Raw genomic sequence first — 24,004 nt, forward strand, 5'->3', positions numbered from 1 at the left:
CTTGAATTGCTTTAGCTGAAAATTAAAAAATAGGCAAATATGGTTTTTCAGTACATTAACGTATTTGTCACTATAGCATCGGTTAATTGTGATAATTTAGTAAATTTCTATACTAAGTTTCTGGAGCAAAAGCCAGTTATTTTGGTTCCGAATGTCTATGCTGAGTTTAATTTGCTTGGTATGCGATTAGGTATTTTTAAACCCAAACAGACAAACGAATCGGAATTTGAAGCGATATCTGACGACAAGCCACTTTGTGTCTACGCCAAAAGTAAGATAAGTTTGTGTTTAGAGGTGAGTAATTTAGAAGATGCGATCGCTCACCTAACAGTTTTAGGCTATCCCCCACCAGGAAAGATTTCCATCGCTTCCCACGGCAGAGAAATTTATGCCTACGACCCTGATGGCAATCGTCTGATTTTACATCAAGCCAAAGAGGAGAGACACGATTAATCGCGTCTGTACAAGAGTTATTCTCTTCTAGTCCCCAATTCCCAATTCCCATCCTTTTTATTATTAAATAATTGGTAGTTAATCATAAATTATGGCTATAACTCAAAACTATAGATTAAACGTGATCCAATGGTATCCAGGTCACATTGCGAAGGCTGAAAAGAAGCTTAAAGAACAGCTAAAGCGCGTAGATGTGGTATTTGAGGTACGAGATGCCCGAATTCCCTTAGCGACTCACCATCCCCAAATAGGTGAGTGGGTGGAGGGGAAGACACGGGTGTTGATCCTGAACCGAGTAGATATGATTACGCCGCAAATGCGATCGCTCTGGATAGATTGGTTTAAACGTCAAGGGGAAGTCCCTTATTTTACCAACGCTCAACATGGTAAAGGGATAGCAGAAGTGGCACGGGCAGCCCAAGCCGCCGGAGTAGAACTCAATCAAAGAAGAAGCGATCGCGGGATGTTACCTCGTCCAGTGCGGGCTGTGGTAATTGGTTTTCCTAATGTTGGTAAATCAGCTTTGATTAACCGCCTGTTGGGACGGCGAGTAGTGGAAAGTGCAGCCCGTCCTGGGGTGACTCGCCAACTCCGTTGGGTAAGAATTTCCGAACATTTGGAATTGCTAGATGCTCCTGGTGTCATTCCTTTAAGATTAGAAGACCAAGACGCAGCATTGAAATTAGCTATTTGTGATGATATCGGTGAAGCATCTTATGATAATCAGCTAGTAGCAGCAGCGCTAGTGGATTTATTCAACTATTTGGAAGCTGTAACTACAGATTTGTTACCGAAGAAACCATTACAGTCTCGTTACCAACTCGATTCCACATCCGACACTGGAGATACCTATTTACACGCCTTGGCAGAGCATCGTTACAAAGGTGATGTCGAGCGGGCTGCAAGGCAACTTTTAACAGATTTTCGTAAGGGGTTGTTGGGTGAAATGTCTTTAGAATTACCTCCCAACTAGATTAAGTACTTGGACAGAATTAATTACACAATGTCATTGCGGATGAAGCAAAGCGTAATGAAGCAATTCGCTTGCGGTTGGGATTGCAACGCTTTGCTCGCAATGACTGTAAATATTTTTGTGCAACTACTTACAAGTATTTTTAACCCGTTTTTCAATAGCAGGTGAAAATAACTTTTCCCCATTCAATTGAAATTTAAGCTAAAGCCACTGCTGGTTGCTGCCAGCGTCCCACTGCTTTACCAATCACTGCTAATTCTTGCATTAATTTATCGAAACGGTCTGGTGTCAGAGATTGAGGCCCATCGGATAAGGCTTTGGCGGGGTTGGGGTGAACCTCTATCATCAGGGAATCAGTGCCAGCTGCGATCGCCGCCATTGCCATTGAAGGCACAAATTCAGACCAACCTACACCGTGGCTGGGGTCAATCATAATTGGCAGGTGAGTCAGCTTTCGCAACACTGGTACTACTGATAAATCTAGCGTATTTCGCGTATATTGGCGGTCAAAGGTGCGTATACCCCTTTCACACAAGATTACATTGGGGTTTCCAGATGCTAAAATATACTCGGCTGCCATTAACCAATCTTCAATAGTAGCTGCCATTCCCCGCTTCAAAAGAACCGGTTTCGGCTGCGCCCCAACTTTTTTGAGCAAGGAGAAATTCTGCATATTCCTTGCCCCCACCTGGATTACATCAGCAACTTCAGCGATTTTATCCAGGTCAGCAGTATCCATTACTTCTGTAATAATACCTAATCCACTGGCTTCTCGCGCCCTTGCCAATAAATCCAAAGCACTCTCGCCGTGTCCTTGGAAGGCGTAAGGTGAAGTCCGGGGTTTGTATGCCCCGCCGCGCAAAAACCTAGCTCCAGCCGTCTTGACGCGCCGCGCTGTCTCCACAATCATTTCTTCATTTTCTACTGAGCAGGGGCCAGCAACGACTACCAAAGGCTGGTGTTCGCCAAATAGCACTGCCCCATCAGGAGTATTAACCACCACTTCTGAAGCTTCGCCGTGGCGGTACTGGCGGCTAGCTCGTTTGTAAGGCTGCTCTACCCGTAACACCTGCTCAATCCAGGGACTAATTTCCTGAATTTGTAATGGATCTAAGCTAGCAGTTTCACCGACTACACCAATAACTACTTTGTGTTGACCAACAATCTTTTCTGGAGTTAGCCCCCGGCTAGTTAGTTCCTCTTCAATGCGGCTTATTTCCGCCTCTGGGGAACTGCTTTTCATTACTATAATCATGTGAAAGTTCCTGATTAATTAAGTAAAATTTTCTGTAAATCGGCTAACTTTATTGTTGCCTATTAGCCTAGTTAGGAAGAGTTATAAATAAAATTTATTTACAAAATAAGTATAGACAAAATATAGCGCTCAGTCAGTAGTTATACTATGAAATAACTGTATTTTGGGTATAAAAAAGATTATATAGTTTTAATTAGTAATGTTGAAGTTTTGAAGAATTCAGGAGTCAGAATCAACTTAGTTGAGGATTCAGACTCCCTACTAATTAATTCTGATTAATTCTGAATTCTGGTTCTTGACTCCTGAATTCTTGCTTAATAAAATTTCAACTTCAACATTTACTTCTTCATTTACCCAATATCGCAGTTATCTAATACCTGAGCGCCGTTCATTATGAGTTTTTTTGCCGAGTTTCGCGCCAAACTGCCACCATTCGTCCCCAATTGGTGTTGAACTCACCCAAACCAAACAGACTTCCAACTCTTTCTTCATCCCAAGAGGCAGAGAGAACGCCATAAGTTATCCCTAAGACCCCCAAACCAAATAATCCCATATTCACCAATAACACGGCGATGGGAGGTAGTTTGATGTCGGAGTAGATAGCAAGCAGATAGCTAACAACCAAGGTCGTAATCCCCAAAGCTGTTGGTACACCACAGAACACAGCCACCCGTCGGATCATCCTCTGGCTGACTACTTGGGGAATAGCCATCTCTTGTTTAGTGTAAGCCCGCTTTTTATCAGCCTGTTTGCCAGATTCTTGGGGCTGTGGTGCTGGTTTACTTTGGGCTTTTGCGGGTTTTTGGCGCTTTTTGTTTGGTTCAAAGGGCAAGCGATCGCGTTCAGATTCTTCACCAGACATAAGCGATAGTCCCTATCCCCGAATACCAAGGCGAGCAATTAAAGCTTGATACTTTTCCCGGCTTTCCTGCGATATATAGGCTAGAAGACGTTTGCGCTGACCAATTAGCTTTAATAGTCCCCGTCGGGAAGAATGGTCTTTTTTGTTTGCCTGGAGATGTTCGCTGAGGCGGTTAATGCGCTCAGTTAACATGGCAACTTGGACATCGGCCGAACCAGTGTCGGTTTCGTGAACTTGGTAGCTGGAAATTATTTCTTGTTTCCGCAGTTGCGTCAGAGCCATGATCGATTTAGTTGCTAGTTTTTCTAAATGTATGCAGCAGTCTCCCATAATATCACAGCAATCAAGCTGGATGTCGAATCATCTTTGCTGCCACGCCTGGTAATCTAGGAAAGACCGCAGGGGGCAGGGAGCAGGGGGAAAGAGGGTTTTCCAATTTTTGCACAGATGTGGGTCGCAATACTGTTCGGTTAAGGCAAGAGACGCGATGACTGCCGTCTCTACAATAATCATTTTTTCGTCTTGACGGCGATTTATCGCGTCTTTGTGATGATTTATCGTATCTTTACGCTCTAGAATTTCCCTGAAAAAACTTAACCGAACTGTATTGTTTGAGGAACAAAACCCAATATTAAACGTAAATTATCAACTTTTAATTAGAAGCTGCCTTTTCTGCCACATTCCGAATTATTTCTTCCAGCGTCTGGAGTAATTCTTGCTCATTATAGGGTTTAGAAAAGTAAGCTCGTGCCCCCAATTGCATAGCTAGTTGCCGATGTTTATTGCTGCTACGCGAAGTCAACATTGCAACTGGAATATTTTTTGTATCAACGTCTGAATTTACTTTACCTAAAAAGCCATAACCATCTAGACGAGGCATTTCAATATCACAAATTACTGCCTCAACTCTCAATCCACTATGGAGTTTTTCTAAAGCATCTTGACCATCTTTAGCTTGTTCTACTTGATACCCTCCTTTTTCAAGGGTCAGGGCTAAAAAGCGGCGAACATTAATTGAGTCATCTACGATTAAAATTGTGCCCTTTTGCTTCACAGATGCTGCTGATATTTTGTTTTCATCAAATATCAGGAACGGTGTTTTTAACCTTGCTGATGGCAGTTGAGTTCCTCTAGGAGTTCGCCGATTTGTAGCAATCCAATATAGCAATTCATTAACATTAACTAGTGGCACTACTCGACCATCACCGAGAATTGTGCAGTTGCTGAAGCCTTCCGGTAAAGGTATATTTCCCTCAACTTGGCGAATAGCAACTTCCTGTTCACCCCAGCAACGGTCTATTTGGATTGCTACTGGTTGATTATTCCCTTTGACTACTAACACGCTATTAGCATTAATTGCTGCTGGAGTCTCTAATTCTGAAGTGTCGTAGCGGAGGCAATTAAACTCTAAATAAGGAGTCAGGCGAATTAGTGGCAGCATAGTTCCTTGCCAATTTAGAACTTCGCTACCTGCCATTTGCAAAACTCGCTCGTCTTGGAGTAAAAATATTTCTGAAATGACATCTGTGGGAAATGCCAATAGCATCTTGTTGATTTCTACCAGCAGAACTCGGGCAACGGAAAGTGTAAATGGTACTGATAGGGTAAAGGTAGTACCAACTCCTGGTTCGGTATCAACTTTCACATCTCCTCGAATTAGTTTGAGGTTATTACGAACTACATCCATACCGACACCACGACCAGATAATGCTGTAACTTGCTCGGAGGTGGTAAAACCTGGTTCAAAAATTAGTGATAACAGTTCTTCATCACTAGCATTTGCGAGTAGAGAAGAATCTAATCCCATAGCGAGGGCACGGGTGCGAATTTTCTCTAGAGAAATGCCCCAACCATCATCTCGGATGGTAATCAGGGTGCGATTACTACGGTGACTAGCTGTAATTTCAATCAATCCTTGTTCTGGTTTACCCAGGAGGCGGCGGGTGTTAGAGTCTTCGATTCCATGATCGAAAGCATTCCTTAAGAGATGCATTAAAGGTTCGTTTAATGTTTCTAAAATGCTGCGTTCAATTAAAGTATTGCCACCTTCAATTTTTAACTGAACATTTTTCCCATATTCGACATTTAAATCGCGCAAGGCTCTAGGAAAACGTTCAGTTAAATCGGATAGTGGCCGCATTCGGATGTGATTTAGCTTTGTCTGTAACTGTTTAGATGTTTTGTTAATTTTACGAGCAATTTGGTCTGTATCATCTACACTGAGTTGCACATCAGTTGTAACTTCCTGTACCTGAACAATGGTTTCCATAACTTCCTGCGATCGCAGGTTTAATTCGTTATAGCGATCCATTTCTAAGGCATCAAATTCTGTATTTATATCTTGTGTTTGGTGGTCATTTTCAGCTTGCACCTGCACCCCAGTAGACGTAACAGCTTGAGTAGAAATTTTGTCGTAGGCTATACGTAAATCCTGGTTTTCTCGGTCAAGGACTTGGACTCGCTGGTTCAGGTTCCGCACGAGTTTGCGTAATCTTTCTAGTTGCGAGTTTAAGCCATTTCGCTGAACAATCAGTTCGCCAAATAAATCATTAATTTGCTCTAGTTGTTTGCTGGGAACCCGGACGCTATTTTCATGGGTTTCCCGTTCTTTAACAACTCCATTTGGCTCTTTAGCATCGGGAGGATTATTTTCTCTGGCAAATATAGGATTTTGCTCTGTAACATTGATAGCATTAACATCATCGGCAAATTCTGGATCGACAAATGTAAAATTAGCAGCAATACCTGCGCTGGGTTGCGCTAACGCTTCATCATTAGTCCAATTTTCTTTAATGTTTTCTGGTTGCCAAACAGATGTGGGTACTACTTCTGTATTGATAATATCTGTCTTTGCGGGAGGAAGTTGTGGTATTACTTCTGCTGATGGTAATAGTAGGGGTGATTGCGTATAACTACCAAAGTCAAGTTCTGTAGGTAAGTGATCTAATTGGTTTGTCAGCACCAAAGCTTGCGATCGCCGCCATGCTTGCAATGCTAATTGGGCAACTTCAGGAATGCGCGAGCTACTAACCGTTTCTAATTGCTGCGTTACTGACTCACAAAGCTTGCTAAAAGCTGTCAACTGGAGCATTTCACCCAAACCGCCCAATTCCGCCGCCATAATTACAACTTCTTCATGCAATCTGGGCTGTTCGCTAGCTAATAAAGATTCTAGACGCTGCAAACACTCTTCTACTTCTGTTGCAAATAGCAAGGGGATAACGTCTTGTCCATCCTCTGGGGATAGCATGGATGAGGCATCCTCTGGGGTGGGATCGCCTAAGCGATCGTGCAACTCATCAAAAACTGGGTAACAAAAGGTTGCTAACCACGCATCTTCAACAACATTTCCTTCTGCAAGCAATTCGACAATTTGACGCAGCCAATCAACTCCAGATAGCAATAAACTTTGCAACTGAGTATCAATTTCTAAAGAATTTTTTTTAGTTTTTAAAACTTTAAAGGAATCTTCCAAGCGGTGAGATAAATGACTTAGCGATTTAAATCCCATCATCCCGCGCCACCTTTAATAGAATGAGCAGCCCGAAGAGCAGCATTGATTTTATCTAAATCGATGCGGTTAGTAGTATCGATTTCTAGTAATACCCCTTCTAAGGTATTTAAGTAATCAGTTGCTTCTTCCAGAAACTGCATCTGGATTTCTAATTCTTTGTCTTGTAACATAATTTTTGTCCTTAGTCATTGGTCAATCAATTTTGGATTTTAGATTTTAGATTTTGGATTGAAATAAAAATCTAAAATCTAAAATTTGCATGGTCATTGGTCATTGGTCATTAGCAAATGACAAATGACAAGTGACAAATGACAAACTTAACTAACTTTGAAAGCCTCGACAGTTTCTTGCAACTGCTGAGAAATTTCTACAGTTTGTTGCAGAGATTGGGAAACTTGGCGAGAAGAATCACTGGTGCGTTGTGATATAGCAGCGATATCTTTCATCAATTGGCTAACACTTTGCGATGTTTCAACCTGAGATGCAGTTGCAGTGGAAATCGACTGCACTAACGAGTCAATTTGAACTGAGACATCCAAAATTTCACTCAGACTTTGTTTAGCCTCCTCCACAATTCGAGTCCCTTCCACTACTTGGGTAGTGCCTATTTCCATCGCTAGCACCACTTCACTGGTTTCTCGTTGGATATTTTCAACAATTTGTTCAATTTCTTGGGTTGCTGCGGCACTCCTGATTGCTAATTCACCAACTTCTTCCGCAACTACCGCAAAACCTTGACCTTCTTCACCTGCACGCGCTGCTTCAATACCGGCGTTAATGGCTAGTAAGTTAGTTTGAATGGCGATTTGGTTAATCAAGGAAACCACGCGAGAAATTTGTTGCGAAGATTCTCCCAAACGTTTCACTTTCTTAGCAGTTTCACCCACAGTTTCCCGCAAAGACAGGATATTTTGGACTGTTAAATCCATCGCGTGTCCACTTTTGGTAGCGGTGTGCGCGGCATGATTAGCCACGAAAGCAGCTTTTTCAGCACTTTCGGCTACAGCTTTCATGGATTGGGTCATTTGGTCAACAGCATCGAGGGTGCGGTTGATTTCGGCAGCTTGGGTAAGCGCTTCTTCTGCTAAATGGCGGATGGCTCCTTCGTTAGAGCCAATGGCAGTATTAACGTGTGTGGCGGCTTGTTGAACTTGGGTAACAATATCCCGGAGGCTTTCGACAATGGAGTTGAAAAAGTCGGCAACAGTGCCTATTTCTCCGGCTGTCACGTCTGCACGCACAGTCAAGTCACCTCTGGCTGCACCTTCTACATCGTTGAGTAGTTCTAAAAGTTGCTGTTGTAGTGTTTCTTTTTGATGCCGTTCATCATCAGAATCGGTAACTGCAACATTCCTAACTTGTTGTATCTCTTCTAATAACTTGGCTTGTTCTAAGGCGTAACCAACTTGAGTTGCTATCTGTTGAAACAAGTCAATTTCCGGTTGTTGCCAAACACGGAAAGTTTCGCAATGATGAGCAATTAATAAGCCTAAAAGTTGCTCTTGGGCAAGAATTGGTACGACCAGATTACCTTTGACGGCAAATTTTTCTAAAAGTTGAATGTAACTGTTGGCATTTTTCAGGCTTTGGTCTTGATGAATATTTGCAACTGCTTGCACCTGTCCATCACGATAAGTTTCTACATAACGTTCCCGAAAATAAGGATCGTCGATTTTCACTCCGAGCATTTCTGGCCAATTACCAGTTACCGATTCCGCAACTACAACGCCATCCGGCTGATCTGGATTCAGACTATAAATGATTACTCGATCTGTTTTTAGCACTCGCTGAACTTCTTTCACTGCTGCGTGATAGATATCTTCAGTTTTGAGGCTTCTCCGAATTTGTAGGGTAATATCTGCTAGTAATTTTGCCCCTTCAACGTCTACCTCCTGTTCCTTAACTAATACCTGCAATTGTTCAGCCATAAGGTTGATGTTTGCACTCAATACCCCTAATTCGTCTTCACTTTCAATTTCCACACGGGTATTGAATTTACCTTGACCAAGCTTGGCTAATGCCGCAGTTGCAGTCAGAATTGGCTGTGTAGTTAGTTTAACTAACCGAGATGCGATCGCACCCACAATTAATGCTGTCAGTGATGTACCGATGGCTATAGTCCACAACAATTGTCTTTGCGGCTCAAATACAATTGCTGTGTCTGTAGACAAAAGTACTTGCCAGTTTAAATCAGGTAAGCCATCTAGTTTACTGGCTGGTACGTAGCTGACTAATTCTTGCTTTTTGTCAGTTTTGGGAACATCTATAAAACTATCTACCTTGTTTGCTGCCAGCAGTTTCGGTAAATTAGAATACTCTTCCTTTGCGTCTTTCCCCAATAATTCCTTTTGGGGACTCAAGAAAACTGTTCCTGAAGCGTCGAGCAAATTGTATTGTTGTCCATTGGCTACGTAGTTTTTGATGACTTCCTCTAAAGATTTTACGGGCATCCGCGCTCTTACCACACCAATGATTTGTCCCGTCTTTGTATCTTTCACAGGTGCAGCTAGATAAATACTCACTACACCAGTATTTTTTTCCGCCTCCGGTTTACTGATGACAGGAGTATCTTTTTGTAAAGCGTCTTGAAAGTAGGTAAGGTCTTTTTGGTTATCCAGGGGTTCGCCTGTAGATTGGACAATCAAGTTACCTTGACGATCAAAAACAGCAACGCTGTCATAAGCTTTGTAGGCTTCGATAATTCGATCTAGGACTGCTTGCTTTTGTAAATTGCTGATACTACCTTGGGGACTTGTCAAGAAAGGTAAACTTGATATTACCTGAATATCTCCGTAGCGTCCCGACATGAAGCGGTTAATTTTATCACTTAAACCAGTGGCTTCAGCTTGTTGAGACTGGGTAATTTGCTTAGTAATAGACTTGTTGGCAAAAGTAAAAGCGATCGCACCAATGCCCAATACTGGTATTGTACCGATTGCGATCGCTAAAATAGTCGCTTTCTTAGCCAATCCGAGTTTTGTAAAAAAGGCAAAAGTCTGATTTTGCGAAGAATTATTAGCCGTTTCACTACTATTCTTAGTTGGCAATTTGATGGCACTACCAGTTATTTTTTGTGATGAAATCAGTGATGCTCGATTTTGAGCGCCACTACCTTGATTTGCGTTGCTTTTATTAAACATAAAAGTAGTTATCCTAACTATGTGAATAAGAACACTAAAAATCCTTTTTAGTAGTACATTCTAATCACTGCGGAGAATAGAAGACTGCACAATTGCCTGGGCATCTAACACCAGTAATATTTCTTCTTGTTGCACAACGCAGCCACATAAATAAGGAACTAAACTTGATGCTACTTGTCCTATAGGAGAATGAATATCATCAGCGATGAACTTAGTATTACCTTTGATTTCTTGCACAACTAAAGCTAATACCAATGATTCCACTTGGATAACGATCGCGCTGTACTGCCGCACCCGATAATCTAAAGATTCTAAATTCAGCATTCTTGGCAAATCAACTACCCAAATAATCCGACTCCGCCAATTCATTAATCCTAATATGCAGGTGGGCATATTGGGCATTGAGGTTACAGATTCGATAGGCACAAGAATTGCTTCTTGCGTATGTTTCATTGATAAAACAGCAGCAGTCTGTTGATTTAGCTGAAACTTGAGATAACCGTCTGCTAAATTATTTTGAGTTGGTTTTAAAGGAAGTGTAATGTTTGTACTAGTCATTGATTTAAATTACCACTGATTTAATAGTACGTAGCAGATGTTCGCGCGTATAAGGTTTAGTTATATAGGCATCTGCACCTTGTCTCATCGCCCATAAACGGTCAATTTCTTGATTTTTGGAACTACAAATAACAATCGGTACTTTTGCAGTAATCGGATTTCTTCTCAGAGAACGACATAATTCAAATCCGCTCATTTCTGGCATTACTACATCAGTAACGATCGCATCTGGTTTTTCTAACACAGCTTTTTCTAAACCCTCTTTTGCACCACTTGCTTTAATTACGTTGTAACCACTCTCTTTGAGATAATGGCTCATTAATTCCAATTCACTGGGAGAATCTTCTACAATCAGAATTGTGCCAATTAAAGTCAGATTCACTATTAAATCTCCTAAAAAATAACTTAAGGCGATTAAATTGGGTTATATTTATTGGTTGCTACTAAATTAACCAAGATGTTTAAAAACCATTTTTAGCAATTCTGATTGTGTAAAAGGCTTAGTTAAATATCCTGATGATCTGACAATCTTAGCTTTTGCCCTGTCGATAAATCCTGTTCTACCTGTCACCATAATGATAGGTGTATGCTTAAAAGCTGAATGTTTTCGTAATAAGGAACATAACTCATAGCCATCTAAACTTGGCATCTCAACATCTAGCAAAATCAGATCGGGCTTACTCCGAAGAATTTGCATTAAAGCTTTTACCGGATCGTTGATTGTTACAACAGAAAATGTGTTTTCATCCAAAAAGTGTTTGATGGAATTCAAAACTGTTTGGCTATCATCGATACAGGCAATTGTATATAGTTTTTTGCCAACAGTTGGCTGAGTAGTTTTATTATTTTCAGAAATATCAAAATTGATTGGTATCGGCAACTTTTGCCCAAGTTTTATTTGTAGTTGTGGCTGAACTTGAGACGGTTGGATTTTAGACAAAACTTGGGAAACTCCACCAGCCGGAATTGACGATTGGATATTTTGCCGATTTCGTAACTGTTTTTGACAATGTTCAACAAGTAACCGTAAATCCAAGCGACAGAACTTTGGTAGTTCATCTAAAGAGCTTTCCGGGCTGAATTCATAGCTACCTTCTTTTAAACACAGAAATGATTCCAGTACTTCTTTTGCCAATTCGTCTATCAGGCTTGCTGCTTGCACAGAAGTAATATAATCCTGATTTACTAACCAACAAATAGCTTGGTAATCTGCATTGGGTATTGATTGTTGTTCATTCTTCGTCTCAAACATCAGCCGCATCTGCACGCGAGTGGCGCTATTGAGAGCAGGAATTTGTTGGCTTAAGCGTCGCAAGTGACTGTCAAGCCGCTCAAACAGTTTATCTGAATAGGAGGCATAAGTAAGTTTACCGTCCTCTAGATAAATTGACCAAGAAACTATTCCAGTAAATATGCTTAAACACCCTGTAGCACGCCGACTGGTTAATTGTGCCAAGAGAGATAGCGGATGTAGTTTCTGGAACAACCTGTAGCTACCTATAGGAGTTGTGCTCATTTTGCTTTTACTTCAGCTAAATTCGATCCGTGTAAGCTCAATTCGTATAGAGTTATTCCACAATTGAAATCAAGTAAAAAGCATCAAACTTTTGTATTTTAAAGTACATCAGTTTATATCTAGTGTTTGTGGTGAAACTCAACGAAAACAGCGTTATTTTCAAACGATCAAATCTCAGCAAATTCGTAAATTATTATTAATTTACTTCCTCTTACTGAGATTTACAGACATCTTTGGAGAATAAGACATAAAAATGTCAAGACTAGATGAAGCCACTTTCCATTGAGTAACCCCAATCTGACCACAGGAATAATACTGATTTTCTGAAAAATATATATTGAAACTTCTGTATTTACACTTAAGTAAAATCGAGTTTTTAAGCATACAAGTACTAAATAAAGCCACTTTCAATCAAATAGCTCCATTATGACTATAGGGATAATACTTATTTTCTGTGGTAAAAATAAAACATAATTCCGAAGAGATAATGACTAGAACAGGAAAAAGTATGAAATTAATCAAGTCTCAAGGTAAATTTTTCTGGTTGTCCAAAAAATTTGCGCGATCGCACAAATTTATTCCTACCCTTAAAGAGGGTGTAGATTTTGTGACTAATGCTAGTCGGGGGATGGTGTTATAGAAATAATTGAAAAACTCTTCACCTCAAATTTAGCTGAATTTTGACATTAATTTGAGCAGGATTTATACAAATAAAAAAAGGAGAGTATTGCTACTCTCCTAACGTAATATGAGTTAGTTAAAATTTATTTTTTTAGTAATGAAGTCTCGCTTGACGCTCACGCAGTTCACGAGCGTGTTGTTCACGAGCTTGGCGTTCACGGAACTCATGGGCGCGTCGTTCACGAGCTTGGCGCTCACGTAATTCACGAGCGCGTTGTTCGCGGACTTGGCGTTCGTGTTGGAATTTGCTGTTATTAAAAGCTACAGTATCATGATTCAAACGATCGCGATCGGATTTAAATTCAGCAGCACTAGCATTTTGAGAAAGAGCAGCAATTGAAGCAACTGCTAATAAGCTTCCAAGAACAATAGATTTAAGACGGTTCATATATCTTTTAATGCGCTTTGCATTACTTGATTTGTACATTCTCAATGTAATCCGAATAATCAGGCATACGCCTGTATACAAAGTCATGTTGAAATAGTTACTTTTGTCACTAATACTAGGATTTATATTAGAGGATGAATGAACAAGTCCTCTTCTTGGTAGCAAAACATTCTAGATCCCCCTAAATCCCCGATAAATTGGGGGACTTTGACTCCGGTTCCCCCCTTAAAAGGGGGTTAGGGGGGATCTAAAAGTGCCTAAAGTCACAGCGAAATACTTGTTCATTCAACTTCTTAGAGGTGAATATTCAAAACCTTATATAACTGAAAATCCCGGTACAGGGAATTTTGCTTCCTTGAAGTTAGTGTTTAGCTTTGTGGCAAATGCGATCGCCCGCCCGAAAGCAAACTAGCACTCACATCGCAGTGCTGCATCAAACGAACAAGCCCAGCCACAGCCTAAATTTTCCTCTAAGAAAAAACGTCAATGAGGAAATGTCGCAGCAATTACCACGAGAGACTATTGTATTCAGGTTTGATATCACCCAACAAATGAGCGATGCCTACGGCGGTAAACTACGCAAAATTAAAAGTGCGGATAAAAGGACTTGAACCTTCACTCCTTTCGGAACTAGAACCTAAATCTAGCGCGTCTGCCAATTTCGCCATATCCGCATCAGTCTACTATCGTACCATAAGAAATTATTTTTGGGAATAGGGCAAAGTAGCAGAATCATAATGCCCAATGCCCAATGCCCCATTACATAACTGCAACACGAGGCAGACGATGCTTAAACCCACAAAGAATTTCCCAAGAAATAGTGTTTAATTGTTCTGCCCAATCGTCTGCTGAAATTTCTTCTTTTCCCTGTTCCCCTAGTAAGGTGACTACTTCCCCTTCTTGGATATTGGGTATGGCACTCACATCCAGCATTAACTGATCCATTGTAATTGTCCCAATTTGCGAGACTCGCTGACCGCGAATTAACACCTGCATTTTGTTAGAAAGACTGCGAGGAACACCGTCAGCATAGCCAATTCCCACGACGGCGAGGCGAAGTTCACGCGGGGCAATAAATTTATGCCCGTAGCTAACAGCTGTTCCTTTGGCAATTGTTTTAACTTGGGTAACTCGTGATTTGAGTTGCAAAACCGGCTTGAGATCGATCGCATTTTGTAAATGCGGGGCTGGGTAGAGTCCGTAAACAGCTAACCCGACTCGCACAATGTCGTAGTGCAATGCCGGATCTGTAAGTGCAGCTGCTGAGTTTGCTAAATGCAAGCAAGGCACTTCAATTCCCATAGCTTTAATTTGAGCGATCGCTTCCTCAAATCGTCTATGCTGTTCCTCCATTGCGGTAGTATCAGGATCGTCTGCTGTTGCCAAATGAGAATAAATACTGGCAATAGATAGATTTGGTAAGCGCTGCACTAATTGCACAAATTCCCCAGCTTGCTGCCAATTAGTTCCTAACCTAGACATTCCCGTGTCTAATTTGATGTGTACGGGCACTGGAGAACCATGATTCATGGATTCTAGGATATCGGAAAATACCAAAGCTTGTTTAGGACTACAAAGTGTGGGTTGAAGATTCCAATGTGCGATCGCATGAATCTGTTCTGGTGTATGAGTTGCCCCTAAAATTAAAATGGGCGCTTCAATCCCCCCTTCTCGCAATTGAATAGCTTCTGGAACTGTAGCGACTCCCAGCCAACTAGCTCCCGATTGAATTACAGTTTGGGCGACTGTTACCGCACCATGTCCATAAGCATCAGCTTTTACTACTGCCATCAACTGGGTACGCGGCGATAAAAACTGTACCAATTGCTGTACGTTGTACGACAACGCCCCTAAATCAATTTCTACCCAGGCTCGTTGCGAAAACCACGCGTAGGTGTCGCACTGCTGATTAGGAACTACACCAGGGATTTGTTTGCGACTTAACATTTGTACTGACTCCTATCTCACCACGGCTAAACTTTCAAGTTATCTATCTATACACGCTTCTAAAAGCGAGATCAGATTAAATAGGAAGTTTAACCTTCATATTGGAATTGATACAAGATGTTGCGGCGCTGAAGTAAAAGTTAAGAGTTATGAGTGAGAAGTTAGGAGTAAATCTTATTTTCGCTGTGTTCTTCTCTACAAGACGCTGCGCCATTGGATTAGCCTAGGGGAAGCCTCTTTGTGTCAGGTGAAAAATTTTACTTCCAAACTCCAAACTCCAAACTCAATTTGCGAATTCTGCCAAAAGTATAATTTATTCTCATCTCCCTAGCAGGGTGTATTTGTGTTAACATTTATGTAAAGCTAATACCCTGAGCGCAGATAAATGGGGAAGGTTTTAGTCTTAAACGCATCTTACGAACCTCTCAATATAACGAGTTGGAGGCGTGCTGTTGTTCTGTTAATCAAGGGCAAAGCAGAACGCGTAGAACACAACGGTAAATTCTTGTACTCTGATTTTCCGTTACCGACTGTGATCCGGTTACGTCATTACGTCCGTGTTCCTTATAAAGAAATTCCTCTGACTCGCCGAAATATCTTGCACCGTGACGGTCATGCCTGTCAATACTGTGGTTATACAGGGGATGAGTTGACCCTAGACCACGTAATACCGCGATCGCGCGGCGGGGGAGATACTTGGGAGAACATTGTGACAGCTTGTGTCCGTTGCAATGTGAAAAAAGGTAGTCGGACTCCTCATGAAGCCCACATGCCTTTACGCCATCCTCCCCGCCAACCTTATAGCAGTCTCTATTTCGAGGTCAGCAAACATCTTAAGAGTGGACTGCATACAGAGTGGCAAAAGTATGTTATAGGTCTTTGAACAAAAAAGTGAGGAGAAAAAAGAAATAGACAGCCTCTTGCTTTGGTACAGAAGCAATAACTTTAGTTATGGATTCAGGACTTACCCGTTAAAAACCTGAAACCTTGATTCTAGCCTTTTTCGGGGGTTAAAGAATTTCTTCTGCGTATGTCCTAGTACAACAAGGCAAAAATAAAAAGAAAGAACGCTGATTTTGTAGGATGTCTAGCGATTTTTTTAAATGAGTAGCTTATTTCCTCTGTGACGTACTTAGTATTATTGAAAAATGGTGGCTGTAGTGCAACGAAGGCGATCGCAGCATTTTGTAGACAGGTGCAATGCGTCAACTGCCCAAGCCTCTATAGGATTTCCTCTTTGCTTACCATTTTCGCTAAATTATGGGAATTTTCCAAGGCAATAGGAAACACGCATTGTTCATTAAAGGTAATTGCTCAATAGTCACAATAGTGAGAATATTGAATATAAGGACATTTAAAATATCAAAGACTAATCCGAAAGTATTAAAATAGAAAGTATGCCCTAAGTCAGATAAAAATCCAGCTGATTCAATTTGCGGAAAACAAAAAAAGCTCCAAAAATAGGCTTATGCTGCCAGATCCAGCCCAATATACTAACTTTTTTATTTCAAGCACTCATACACCATCTAGGAAGATTTAGTTGATGCTGATGGTTGTTACTGACAAAAAATATACTTAGATGTATAGTGCAATGTCTTGATATTTTTGCGAAGATCATAATTAATGTGGCTGAATTCAGTGAATTGCTGATAGTGGTATTTCTGAATTAAAGGAGCCTCACACTTAAAAAAAGTTCCCTATGTACTTGAATTCTTCCGTTACTCAGTTTGAGAGTTTGTCATTGACCACAGAGCCAAACCCAGAGGAACCTGAAATCGAGAAAGCGCCCGTGGAAATTGTTGCATTTAAGAGCCCGTCATTACCGCCATCGGTAGGTGAAGGAGCTATCTATCTCAGTCACCGTGGTAATTCTCTGGCCCAACAAAAGTCAGAAGAACTGCAAAAAACCCTTCTGGCACACCGACACGATCGCCAATTGGTAATTCTGCAAGATTTTCCTGACCCTGATGCTCTTTCCTGCGCCTGGGCTTACCAGTTAATTGCCCAGCAATATGATATCAAATGCGAAATCATTTATGCCGGCGCATTGAGCCATCAAGAAAATATTGCCTTGGTAAGGTTGACTAACTTACCCATCCAACGCTGGACACCGCAAACCTTGAAAACCAAAGATTTGTCATGTTATCAAGGTTTTGTCTTAATTGATAACCAGGGAACCACATCACAGCTACTATCATCGGTGCAGCAAGCTGGAATTCCCCTAGTAGTCCTCATCGACCATCATAGTATCCAAGGCGATCTGCACTCAGAGTTTGAGGATATCCGCCCTTATGTAAGAGCAACAGCAACAATTTTTACTCAGTACCTGCAAACAGGATTACTAGCATTAGATAGCAGCATAAATCAACACGTAAAATGTGCCACTGCCTTGATGCACGGCTTGCGATCGGATACAAATCGATTGATGCAAGCACAAGAAGAAGATTTTATGGCAGCAGCGTATTTAAGTCGATTTTATGATGCTCAACTGCTGAATGCTATTTTACAGGCGAACCGTTCTAAGCGGGTAATGGATGTGATTGAGCGATCGCTCAAAAATCGCATCGTCCAAAATAACTTTTCCATTGCTGGTGTCGGTTACTTACGCTACGAAGACCGTGATGCCATCCCCCAAGCAGCTGATTTTCTCGTCACCGAAGAAAACGTCCACACCGCAGTAGTTTATGGCATTGTTCACGATGAAGACGATGAACTAGAAATAGTCATCGGCTCCTTGAGAACTAGCAAACTTACCCTTGACCCCGATGAATTCATCAAAGAAGCCTTTGGACAAGATAGTGCCGGGCGCTTTTTCGGTGGTGGAAGGACAAGCGCGGGCGGCTTTGAAATTCCGATGGGCTTCTTATCTGGCAGCAACGAAAATTCTGCTTATGCGAAAATGAAATGGGAAGTATTTGACGCTCAAATTAAGCAAAAACTGCTGAGGTTAGTTAATCCAAGAGATAACCCGATTCAGTCAGAGTAGAGGGGGATTAAGGAGATGGGGAGAACTCCTAACTCATACAGCAGTCAAAGTGTTTGGTCAGATAGCATCCCTAAGTCATTCGTGATAAACATATTTCCCGACTTTTTATAAAAGTCGGGAATTTTGGTTTTTTCACAGAGGCTGAACAGATTAAGGATGTAATTCGTGCTTAATATTATTTGTAAAAGAAGAATCCCATGAAGATTATAGAACTGCAAATGTTACAAACTCTGTATGAGCAAGATTTTTATGCTTGGGTAGAGCAGACAGCAGAGCTTTTGCGATGTCTACGACGGGCTACGCCTACGCACCAGTGGGACACCCTAGATTTAGAAAACTTAATTGAGGAAGTAGTGGACTTGGGTAAGAGTCAACAACGGGCGTTGCAAAGTGCGTTGCGGTTGGTATTGTCGCATTTGTTGAAATGGAAGTATCAATCCGAACATCGTAGTCACAGTTGGCAAGTGACCATTACCCGTGAGCGACTGAATCTAGATGAATTGCTACAAGAAAGTCCTAGCTTGCAGCGTTTTTTAAATGATGCCGAGTGGATAAATACTACCTATCAAAGAGCGCGGCGAGAGGCAATAGTGGAAACAAGTTTATCAGAAGATAACTTTGCGATCGCTTGTCCGTTTTCTGTTGATGAGATTTTAGACTTAGACTTTTATCCTAACGTTGAGGAATAACCATATAGAATTTTTGTATAAGTGTAGATATGCTCAATATGATGAGTAATCATCTGTGAAAATTGCTGTAACTTTGTTAACTAATTATAAAGATATGCACTTGGGATGCGAATAATACCTTTTGAATTTGTCATTCCCAGACGACCTGTTTCGTTACAGACAAAGAAAAAAGAAAACCTTCAGGCATGAAAGAATTTTGTGCGCGTTGAAGCTCAAAAACTTTGGAAAGATCGCAGGGTCATTAAACAAGGTGATTTACAACTGACGCTAGTTTATCTTTGTGATGATTTTCCCGCTGATACCGATAATATTATCAAGCCGATTCAGGATGCACTTGTAGGCTTAGTTTTTGAAGATGATAGTTTGGTATCAGACGTAGAAAGCCATCGTCGGTTTATGTCTGACCCAATTGAGATTAAAAGTCTACCTTCCTTATTACAGCGTGCTGTCATCACAGGTCAAGAGTGTGTTTATGTAAAAGTAAGTGAATCTCAACCATTGGAAAAATAATTATGACTAACAATACTAAAATTCTATATGATGAAAAAGTGAAATCTCTGGCAGAGAAGTATGAAAGTCAAGGATTTCATGTTTTAACTGAACTCAAAACAGATGAATTACCATTTGATTTGGGTAACTACCAGCCAGATTTAATTGCTATTAAAGACGGTTTGGGTTTGGTAATTGAAGTAAAAAACAGCCTCAAGCGTCTGTCGGTTGATCGTTTACAAGCTTTAGCAGAGGAAGTTAGTACGCATCCAGGTTGGCATTTTTTATTGGTAACGCTTGAAGATATAGAAGCCAAGTCATTACCTGGAACATCCGAACAATTTCCTTCATGGCAAGAGCTAACCGATCGGTTTATCCAAGCACATAAGCTGATTGAAAATGATGAAATTGAGCCTGGTTTTATTTTTATGTGGAGTATATTTGAGGGGGCTTTAAGAAAGCGAGCAGTCGATGTGTCAATTCCTATTGAACGTTTCCCCGTTATAGGATTACTAAGACATCTGTACTCCTTTGGAGAGTTATCAATCTCTCAATTTGACCTTGCTCAAGCCTGTTTTGAAGTTTGGAATCGTCTTGCTCACGGATATATTGAAAACCTAAATTTGCCAGTTGTACATAATTTTGACAATTTGGTTCGTGAATTGTTAGCGGAATGGAAAGTCAAATTCGATATTAGTCAAGTTTCATCAGAGAATCTAGTTGCTTTTCGTGCCTGGTTTGCCGAATTCGATGCAGCAGACTGGGATAAACGACAAAAATTATGGCAAAATTTAATCAATAAAAGGCTTTTTTTAGCACTAGGAAATGAGGAACTAAAGAAAGAATTAAACGTAAACGACGAACAGCTTATAAATGTCAAATGCGATATTAGTCAACTTTCACCAGAGGATCTCGCCGCATTTCGTACCTGGTTTGCAGAATTCGATGCAGCAGCCTGGGATAAACAGATTGAAGAAGATGTCGCTGCTGGTCGGTTAGATGTATTGGCACAGAAAGCACTCAAACATCTTCGAGAAGGGCGTTGTACTGACCTGTGAAACATCGAGCAACCCCTGATTTTGGTATTACTATCGCCAGTTACCAATTGATATCCAAGAGCTTGCTGATCGATGTTACGAGTTTCTTCGGGAAGATCCCAAATATCCATCATTGCATTTCAAAAAAGTCGGTCAGTTTTGGTCAGTGCGTATTGGTATATATTATCGGGCGCTTGCTGTAAAAGAAGATGATAATTTTGTATGGTTTGATTGGATCGCATCCAGAGTATGACAGATTGCTAAGTGGTGGATAGCGTTCTAACATTGCATAAGAGCAGCCTAACCGATCACTAAGTAATACAAAATATGGAACTATACTTAATTCGTCATGGTATCGCCGAAGAACAGGGATTAGGCATCAAGGATGAGGAACGCAGCCTAACCAAAGAAGGAAGGCAAAAAACTGAGAAAGTTGCCCAAAAACTTGTTAAATTAGGTTTAAACTTTGATTTAATTCTCACCAGCCCCTTAGTGCGGGCCCGGCAAACGGCTGAAATCCTTATAGAAGAAAAACTAAGCCCCAAGTTAGAGGAATCAAGCCACCTCGCCCCAGATGGTGAAATTTCTAGTTGGCTTAAAGACTGGTTAGAACCGAGAAATTATTCCGAAAATACCCAACTGGCGCTGGTTGGACACGAACCTGGTTTAAGCAATTGGGCAGAAATTTTCCTGTGGGGAGAAGTCAAAGAAAGCTTAGTCTTGAAAAAAGCAGGTATGATTGGGATAAAACTACCAGAAACAGGTTCTCCTCTGGGTCGGAGTCAGATGTTTTGGTTGACACCACCCAAGTACCTGCTATAACAGTTTTTCAACATTTTCGATTGTTGTTAGAACCGCTACTGTTATGGCGACAATAAATTTCTGGTAAGTTAGCTTGATCAGATATTTCAAAAAGCAAATGGTGGTGCCATGATGGTGTGCGAATACAAGCCTGGTTTAGAAGGCATTCCCGCCGCTCAATCAAGTATCAGCTATGTTGATGGGCAAAAAGGAATACTAGAATATCGTGGCATCCGAATTGAGGAACTAGCAGAAAAAAGTACATTCCTGGAAACTGCTTATCTCTTAATTTGGGGCGAACTGCCAAGCAAGGAAGAACTGGAAGCATTTGAGCATGAAGTTCGTTACCACCGGCGGATAAAATACCGCATTCGGGACATGATGAAATGCTTTCCAGAAAGCGGCCACCCAATGGATGCCTTGCAAGCCTCTGCTGCGGCTTTAGGCTTGTTTTATTCACTCCGGGATTTACATAATCCTGCCTACATTCGAGATTCAGTAGTGCGCCTGATAGCAACGATTCCCACGATGGTAGCGGCGTTCCAACTGATGCGAAAAGGCAATGACCCGGTACGTCCCCGTGATGACTTAGACTATTCGTCCAACTTTCTATATATGCTCGATGAGCGAGAACCCGATCCTTTGATGGCGCGGATTTTTGATATCTGCTTGATACTTCAAGTCGAGCATACAATGAATGCTTCTACCTTCAGTGCTAGGGTGACAGCTTCTACCTTAACCGATCCTTACGCTGTGGTTGCTAGTGCTGTGGGAACTTTGGGTGGGCCCCTGCATGGTGGAGCTAATGAAGAAGTAATTCAGATGTTGGAAAAAATTGGCTCTGTAGAAAATGTCCGTCCTTATATAGAGCATTGTCTAGAAACTAAATCTAAGATTATGGGCTTTGGACATCGTGTGTATAAAGTAAAAGACCCACGAGCCATAATTTTACAAGATTTAGCAGAGCAACTGTTTGAAAAGTTTGGGCATGACAAGTTCTATGACATCGCCCTAGAGATGGAACGCGTGGTAGAGGAAAAACTCGGTAGCAAAGGGATTTATCCCAATATTGACTTTTACTCTGGTTTGGTGTATAGGAAGATGGGGATTCCTACAGACTTGTTTACACCAATATTTGCGATCGCTCGCGTTGCCGGTTGGCTAGCCCACTGGAAAGAACAACTAGCAGAAAACCGCATTTTCCGTCCAACGCAGGTTTACAACGGTCTGCACGAAGTTACTTATACCCCAATTGACAAACGGTAATTGGGCATTGGGCATGGGGCATTGGGGATTGGTTATTTCTCCCCCTGCCTCCCCTGCCTCCCCTGCCTCCCCTGCCTCCCCTGCCCCTCCGCTCCATCCCCCCATCCCCTCAATAGCCAATCCCAATGCCAACCATAAGTAGAAGTTCTCGTATCGCTTCAGAGGGCTAAAACCATCCAACGATATACTAGGCATGGGAATTAGCGACAAATCTTCAATCAAGCGTCATCTGGGCAAAAATTAAAAATGGGTGAATTTACAGGTATTAATTTAACTAATAGTTGTAACTCACTATGACTCGATGTCTTAAAGAGCGGAAACATGAACTCAGGAATTGACCTCCAAGGAACTTTTATTGAATCCCTCCGGGATTTAGGTTTACCAGCAGGAACAGCCAAAGCGATTTGGATGCCCCTGCCAATGATACTGATGCTGATTGGGGCAACAGTGGGGGTATTAGTTGCTACTTGGCTAGAACGAAAAATTTCCGCTGCCGCACAGCAGCGAATTGGGCCAGAATACCAGGGGCCTTTTGGGTTGCTAGTGCCTGTAGCTGATGGTTTGAAGTTGGTATTTAAAGAAGATATAGTACCAGCCAAGTCTGATCCCTGGCTGTTTACTCTTGGCCCAATTATTGTTGTAATTCCGGTGTTTCTGTCGTTCCTGATCGTTCCCTTTGGGCAGAATATCGTTATTAGCAATGTGGGCATGGGCGTATTCTTGTGGATTGCCTTGTCAAGTATTCAACCCATTGGCTTGCTGATGGCTGGCTACGCATCTAATAACAAATACTCCCTCCTAGGGGGCTTGCGGGCAGCAGCGCAATCTATTAGTTATGAAATTCCTTTGGCATTGGCGGTGTTAGCGATCGCTATGATGTCTAATAGCCTTGACACTGTTGATATTGTCAATCAGCAGTCTGGCTACGGCATTCTAGGCTGGAATATTTGGCGACAACCAGTTGGTTTTCTGATCTTTTGGATAGCCGCCCTAGCTGAATGCGAACGATTACCCTTTGACTTACCCGAAGCGGAAGAAGAAATAGTTGCAGGTTATCAAACTGAATATTCAGGCATGAAATTCGGTCTGTTCTACCTGGGTTCCTACGTTAACTTGATCCTTTCTTCCTTACTAGTAGCAATTCTCTACCTGGGCGGTTGGGACTTTCCTATTCCCCTCAACCTCATCGCTGGTTGGTTGGGAGTCAGTGAACTAAATCCCGTGTTCCAGATAGTAACTGCTGCTTTGGGAATCACGATGACCGTCTTCAAAGCCTATTTACTAGTATTTGTCGCCATCCTGTTGCGCTGGACAGTGCCACGGGTACGGATTGACCAACTGTTAGATTTAGGATGGAAGTTTTTGTTACCAGTTGGCTTGGTTAATCTCCTATTAACCGCCGCCCTGAAACTAGCCTTTCCCTTCGCTTTTGGCGGGTAAAGCAATTTT

Annotated in this window: 23 protein-coding genes, 1 tRNA gene and 1 pseudogene; 13 read left to right on the forward strand and 12 right to left on the reverse strand. The window is 41.6% G+C overall.

Going from position 1 to position 24,004, the window contains the following annotated elements; genetic code table 11:
- Positions 1–39 precede the first annotated feature (39 nt).
- Together GTQ43_RS18600 and ylqF are read left to right on the forward strand one after the other, a co-directional pair.
- Positions 40–453 (forward strand): VOC family protein, encoded by a 414-nt coding sequence (locus GTQ43_RS18600; RefSeq protein WP_265274244.1) that lies wholly within the window; start codon positions 40–42, stop codon positions 451–453.
- 91 nt (positions 454–544) lie between these two features.
- The gene (gene ylqF / locus GTQ43_RS18605; RefSeq protein ID WP_012410952.1) at positions 545–1,426 is read left to right on the forward strand and encodes a ribosome biogenesis GTPase YlqF; all 882 of its coding nucleotides are present in this window, start codon (positions 545–547) and stop codon (positions 1,424–1,426) included.
- Between the two features lie 196 nt (positions 1,427–1,622).
- Here ylqF and aroF read toward each other — a convergent pair whose 3' ends face one another.
- The 9 genes from aroF to GTQ43_RS18645 all read right to left on the reverse strand — a co-directional run bounded on the left by aroF (position 1,623) and on the right by GTQ43_RS18645 (position 12,271).
- The gene (gene aroF, locus GTQ43_RS18610) at positions 1,623–2,681 is read right to left on the reverse strand and encodes a 3-deoxy-7-phosphoheptulonate synthase (RefSeq protein ID WP_265274245.1); all 1,059 of its coding nucleotides are present in this window, start codon (positions 2,679–2,681) and stop codon (positions 1,623–1,625) included.
- A gap of 391 nt (positions 2,682–3,072) precedes the next feature.
- Entirely contained in the window at positions 3,073–3,543 is a 471-nt protein-coding gene (locus tag GTQ43_RS18615) for a PAM68 family protein (RefSeq protein WP_265274246.1), read from the reverse strand.
- 12 nt (positions 3,544–3,555) lie between these two features.
- Positions 3,556–3,825 (reverse strand): 30S ribosomal protein S15, encoded by a 270-nt coding sequence (rpsO, locus tag GTQ43_RS18620; protein ID WP_265274247.1) that lies wholly within the window; start codon positions 3,823–3,825, stop codon positions 3,556–3,558.
- Between the two features lie 370 nt (positions 3,826–4,195).
- On the reverse strand, positions 4,196–7,057 hold the full coding sequence (locus GTQ43_RS18625; protein WP_414859122.1) for a response regulator: 2,862 nt from the start codon (positions 7,055–7,057) through the stop codon (positions 4,196–4,198).
- Positions 7,054–7,227: an Hpt domain-containing protein gene (locus GTQ43_RS41775; RefSeq protein ID WP_414859123.1), complete on the reverse strand. Its 174-nt coding sequence runs from the start codon at positions 7,225–7,227 to the stop codon at positions 7,054–7,056. The genes GTQ43_RS18625 and GTQ43_RS41775 overlap by 4 nt, the downstream gene beginning before the upstream one ends.
- Positions 7,228–7,374: 147 nt before the next feature.
- Positions 7,375–10,197 (reverse strand): methyl-accepting chemotaxis protein, encoded by a 2,823-nt coding sequence (locus GTQ43_RS18630; RefSeq protein WP_265274248.1) that lies wholly within the window; start codon positions 10,195–10,197, stop codon positions 7,375–7,377.
- Positions 10,198–10,257: 60 nt separating this feature from the next.
- On the reverse strand, positions 10,258–10,755 hold the full coding sequence (locus GTQ43_RS18635; RefSeq protein ID WP_265274249.1) for a chemotaxis protein CheW: 498 nt from the start codon (positions 10,753–10,755) through the stop codon (positions 10,258–10,260).
- 4 nt (positions 10,756–10,759) lie between these two features.
- Positions 10,760–11,137, reverse strand: a complete 378-nt coding sequence (locus GTQ43_RS18640; RefSeq protein WP_265274250.1) for a response regulator transcription factor — start codon at positions 11,135–11,137, stop codon at positions 10,760–10,762.
- Positions 11,138–11,203: 66 nt separating this feature from the next.
- Complete coding sequence (locus GTQ43_RS18645; RefSeq protein ID WP_265274251.1) at positions 11,204–12,271, reverse strand: response regulator; 1,068 nt, start codon at positions 12,269–12,271, stop codon at positions 11,204–11,206.
- 508 nt (positions 12,272–12,779) lie between these two features.
- Between GTQ43_RS18645 and GTQ43_RS18650 the strand changes: the two genes are divergently transcribed.
- Positions 12,780–12,911, forward strand: coding sequence for a hypothetical protein (locus tag GTQ43_RS18650; RefSeq protein ID WP_265274252.1), 132 nt, complete (start codon positions 12,780–12,782; stop codon positions 12,909–12,911).
- A 132-nt stretch (positions 12,912–13,043) separates the two neighbouring features.
- Here the strand turns inward: GTQ43_RS18650 and GTQ43_RS18655 are convergent, their stop codons facing one another.
- Positions 13,044–13,340: a hypothetical protein gene (locus GTQ43_RS18655; protein ID WP_265274253.1), complete on the reverse strand. Its 297-nt coding sequence runs from the start codon at positions 13,338–13,340 to the stop codon at positions 13,044–13,046.
- Positions 13,341–13,593: 253 nt separating this feature from the next.
- On the opposite strand from GTQ43_RS18655, the gene GTQ43_RS18660 reads away from it, so the two are divergent.
- Positions 13,594–13,752 carry a hypothetical protein gene (locus GTQ43_RS18660; protein WP_265274254.1) on the forward strand — a complete coding sequence of 53 codons (159 nt, stop codon included), beginning with the start codon at positions 13,594–13,596 and terminating at the stop codon, positions 13,750–13,752.
- A 180-nt stretch (positions 13,753–13,932) separates the two neighbouring features.
- Here GTQ43_RS18660 and GTQ43_RS18665 read toward each other — a convergent pair.
- Together GTQ43_RS18665 and alr are read right to left on the reverse strand one after the other, a co-directional pair.
- A tRNA-Leu gene (locus GTQ43_RS18665) sits at positions 13,933–14,014 on the reverse strand.
- 85 nt (positions 14,015–14,099) lie between these two features.
- Entirely contained in the window at positions 14,100–15,287 is a 1,188-nt protein-coding gene (gene alr / locus GTQ43_RS18670; RefSeq protein ID WP_265274255.1) for an alanine racemase, read from the reverse strand.
- Positions 15,288–15,672: 385 nt separating this feature from the next.
- Here alr and GTQ43_RS18675 point away from each other — a divergent pair, with 385 nt between their 5' ends.
- The 9 genes and pseudogenes from GTQ43_RS18675 (at position 15,673) to nuoH (ending at position 23,995) form a co-directional block, all read left to right on the forward strand.
- Positions 15,673–16,170, forward strand: a complete 498-nt coding sequence (locus GTQ43_RS18675) for an HNH endonuclease (protein WP_069070622.1) — start codon at positions 15,673–15,675, stop codon at positions 16,168–16,170.
- A gap of 816 nt (positions 16,171–16,986) precedes the next feature.
- Positions 16,987–18,273 (forward strand): DHH family phosphoesterase, encoded by a 1,287-nt coding sequence (locus GTQ43_RS18680; protein WP_265274256.1) that lies wholly within the window; start codon positions 16,987–16,989, stop codon positions 18,271–18,273.
- Between the two features lie 197 nt (positions 18,274–18,470).
- A complete protein-coding gene (locus tag GTQ43_RS18685) occupies positions 18,471–18,962 on the forward strand; it encodes a DUF29 domain-containing protein (RefSeq protein ID WP_265274257.1) in 492 nt (163 codons plus the stop codon).
- A 198-nt stretch (positions 18,963–19,160) separates the two neighbouring features.
- Positions 19,161–19,472 carry a RusA family crossover junction endodeoxyribonuclease gene (locus GTQ43_RS18690; protein WP_265274258.1) on the forward strand — a complete coding sequence of 104 codons (312 nt, stop codon included), beginning with the start codon at positions 19,161–19,163 and terminating at the stop codon, positions 19,470–19,472.
- Positions 19,473–19,474: 2 nt separating this feature from the next.
- Complete coding sequence (locus GTQ43_RS18695) at positions 19,475–20,509, forward strand: hypothetical protein (protein WP_265274260.1); 1,035 nt, start codon at positions 19,475–19,477, stop codon at positions 20,507–20,509.
- A pseudogene (locus GTQ43_RS18700) lies at positions 20,506–20,763 on the forward strand (hypothetical protein). The gene GTQ43_RS18695 and the pseudogene GTQ43_RS18700 overlap by 4 nt, the downstream one beginning before the upstream one ends.
- A gap of 52 nt (positions 20,764–20,815) precedes the next feature.
- Positions 20,816–21,310, forward strand: coding sequence for a phosphohistidine phosphatase SixA (gene sixA, locus GTQ43_RS18705; protein WP_265274261.1), 495 nt, complete (start codon positions 20,816–20,818; stop codon positions 21,308–21,310).
- A 108-nt stretch (positions 21,311–21,418) separates the two neighbouring features.
- Complete coding sequence (locus GTQ43_RS18710) at positions 21,419–22,555, forward strand: citrate synthase (RefSeq protein ID WP_265274262.1); 1,137 nt, start codon at positions 21,419–21,421, stop codon at positions 22,553–22,555.
- A gap of 321 nt (positions 22,556–22,876) precedes the next feature.
- Positions 22,877–23,995 carry an NADH-quinone oxidoreductase subunit NuoH gene (gene nuoH / locus GTQ43_RS18715; protein WP_265274263.1) on the forward strand — a complete coding sequence of 373 codons (1,119 nt, stop codon included), beginning with the start codon at positions 22,877–22,879 and terminating at the stop codon, positions 23,993–23,995.
- Positions 23,996–24,004 lie beyond the last annotated feature (9 nt).

The organism is Nostoc sp. KVJ3, assembly GCF_026127265.1.
In the GTDB taxonomy this organism is placed as follows: Bacteria; Cyanobacteriota; Cyanobacteriia; order Cyanobacteriales; family Nostocaceae; genus Nostoc.

Bases quoted from the DNA above. Each gene is read 5' to 3' on its own strand.
- GTQ43_RS18600 (WP_265274244.1), top strand. From the start codon at position 40: ATGGTTTTTCAGTACATTAACGTATTTGTCACTATAGCATCGGTTAAT.
- ylqF (WP_012410952.1), top strand. From the start codon at position 545: ATGGCTATAACTCAAAACTATAGATTAAACGTGATCCAATGGTATCCA.
- aroF (WP_265274245.1), bottom strand. From the start codon at position 2,681: ATGATTATAGTAATGAAAAGCAGTTCCCCAGAGGCGGAAATAAGCCGC.
- GTQ43_RS18615 (WP_265274246.1), bottom strand. From the start codon at position 3,543: ATGTCTGGTGAAGAATCTGAACGCGATCGCTTGCCCTTTGAACCAAAC.
- rpsO (WP_265274247.1), bottom strand. From the start codon at position 3,825: ATGGCTCTGACGCAACTGCGGAAACAAGAAATAATTTCCAGCTACCAA.
- GTQ43_RS18625 (WP_414859122.1), bottom strand. From the start codon at position 7,057: ATGATGGGATTTAAATCGCTAAGTCATTTATCTCACCGCTTGGAAGAT.
- GTQ43_RS41775 (WP_414859123.1), bottom strand. From the start codon at position 7,227: ATGTTACAAGACAAAGAATTAGAAATCCAGATGCAGTTTCTGGAAGAA.
- GTQ43_RS18630 (WP_265274248.1), bottom strand. From the start codon at position 10,197: ATGTTTAATAAAAGCAACGCAAATCAAGGTAGTGGCGCTCAAAATCGA.
- GTQ43_RS18635 (WP_265274249.1), bottom strand. From the start codon at position 10,755: ATGACTAGTACAAACATTACACTTCCTTTAAAACCAACTCAAAATAAT.
- GTQ43_RS18645 (WP_265274251.1), bottom strand. From the start codon at position 12,271: ATGAGCACAACTCCTATAGGTAGCTACAGGTTGTTCCAGAAACTACAT.
- GTQ43_RS18650 (WP_265274252.1), top strand. From the start codon at position 12,780: ATGAAATTAATCAAGTCTCAAGGTAAATTTTTCTGGTTGTCCAAAAAA.
- GTQ43_RS18655 (WP_265274253.1), bottom strand. From the start codon at position 13,340: ATGAACCGTCTTAAATCTATTGTTCTTGGAAGCTTATTAGCAGTTGCT.
- alr (WP_265274255.1), bottom strand. From the start codon at position 15,287: ATGTTAAGTCGCAAACAAATCCCTGGTGTAGTTCCTAATCAGCAGTGC.
- GTQ43_RS18675 (WP_069070622.1), top strand. From the start codon at position 15,673: ATGGGGAAGGTTTTAGTCTTAAACGCATCTTACGAACCTCTCAATATA.
- GTQ43_RS18680 (WP_265274256.1), top strand. From the start codon at position 16,987: ATGTACTTGAATTCTTCCGTTACTCAGTTTGAGAGTTTGTCATTGACC.
- GTQ43_RS18685 (WP_265274257.1), top strand. From the start codon at position 18,471: ATGAAGATTATAGAACTGCAAATGTTACAAACTCTGTATGAGCAAGAT.
- GTQ43_RS18695 (WP_265274260.1), top strand. From the start codon at position 19,475: ATGACTAACAATACTAAAATTCTATATGATGAAAAAGTGAAATCTCTG.
- sixA (WP_265274261.1), top strand. From the start codon at position 20,816: ATGGAACTATACTTAATTCGTCATGGTATCGCCGAAGAACAGGGATTA.
- GTQ43_RS18710 (WP_265274262.1), top strand. From the start codon at position 21,419: ATGATGGTGTGCGAATACAAGCCTGGTTTAGAAGGCATTCCCGCCGCT.
- nuoH (WP_265274263.1), top strand. From the start codon at position 22,877: ATGAACTCAGGAATTGACCTCCAAGGAACTTTTATTGAATCCCTCCGG.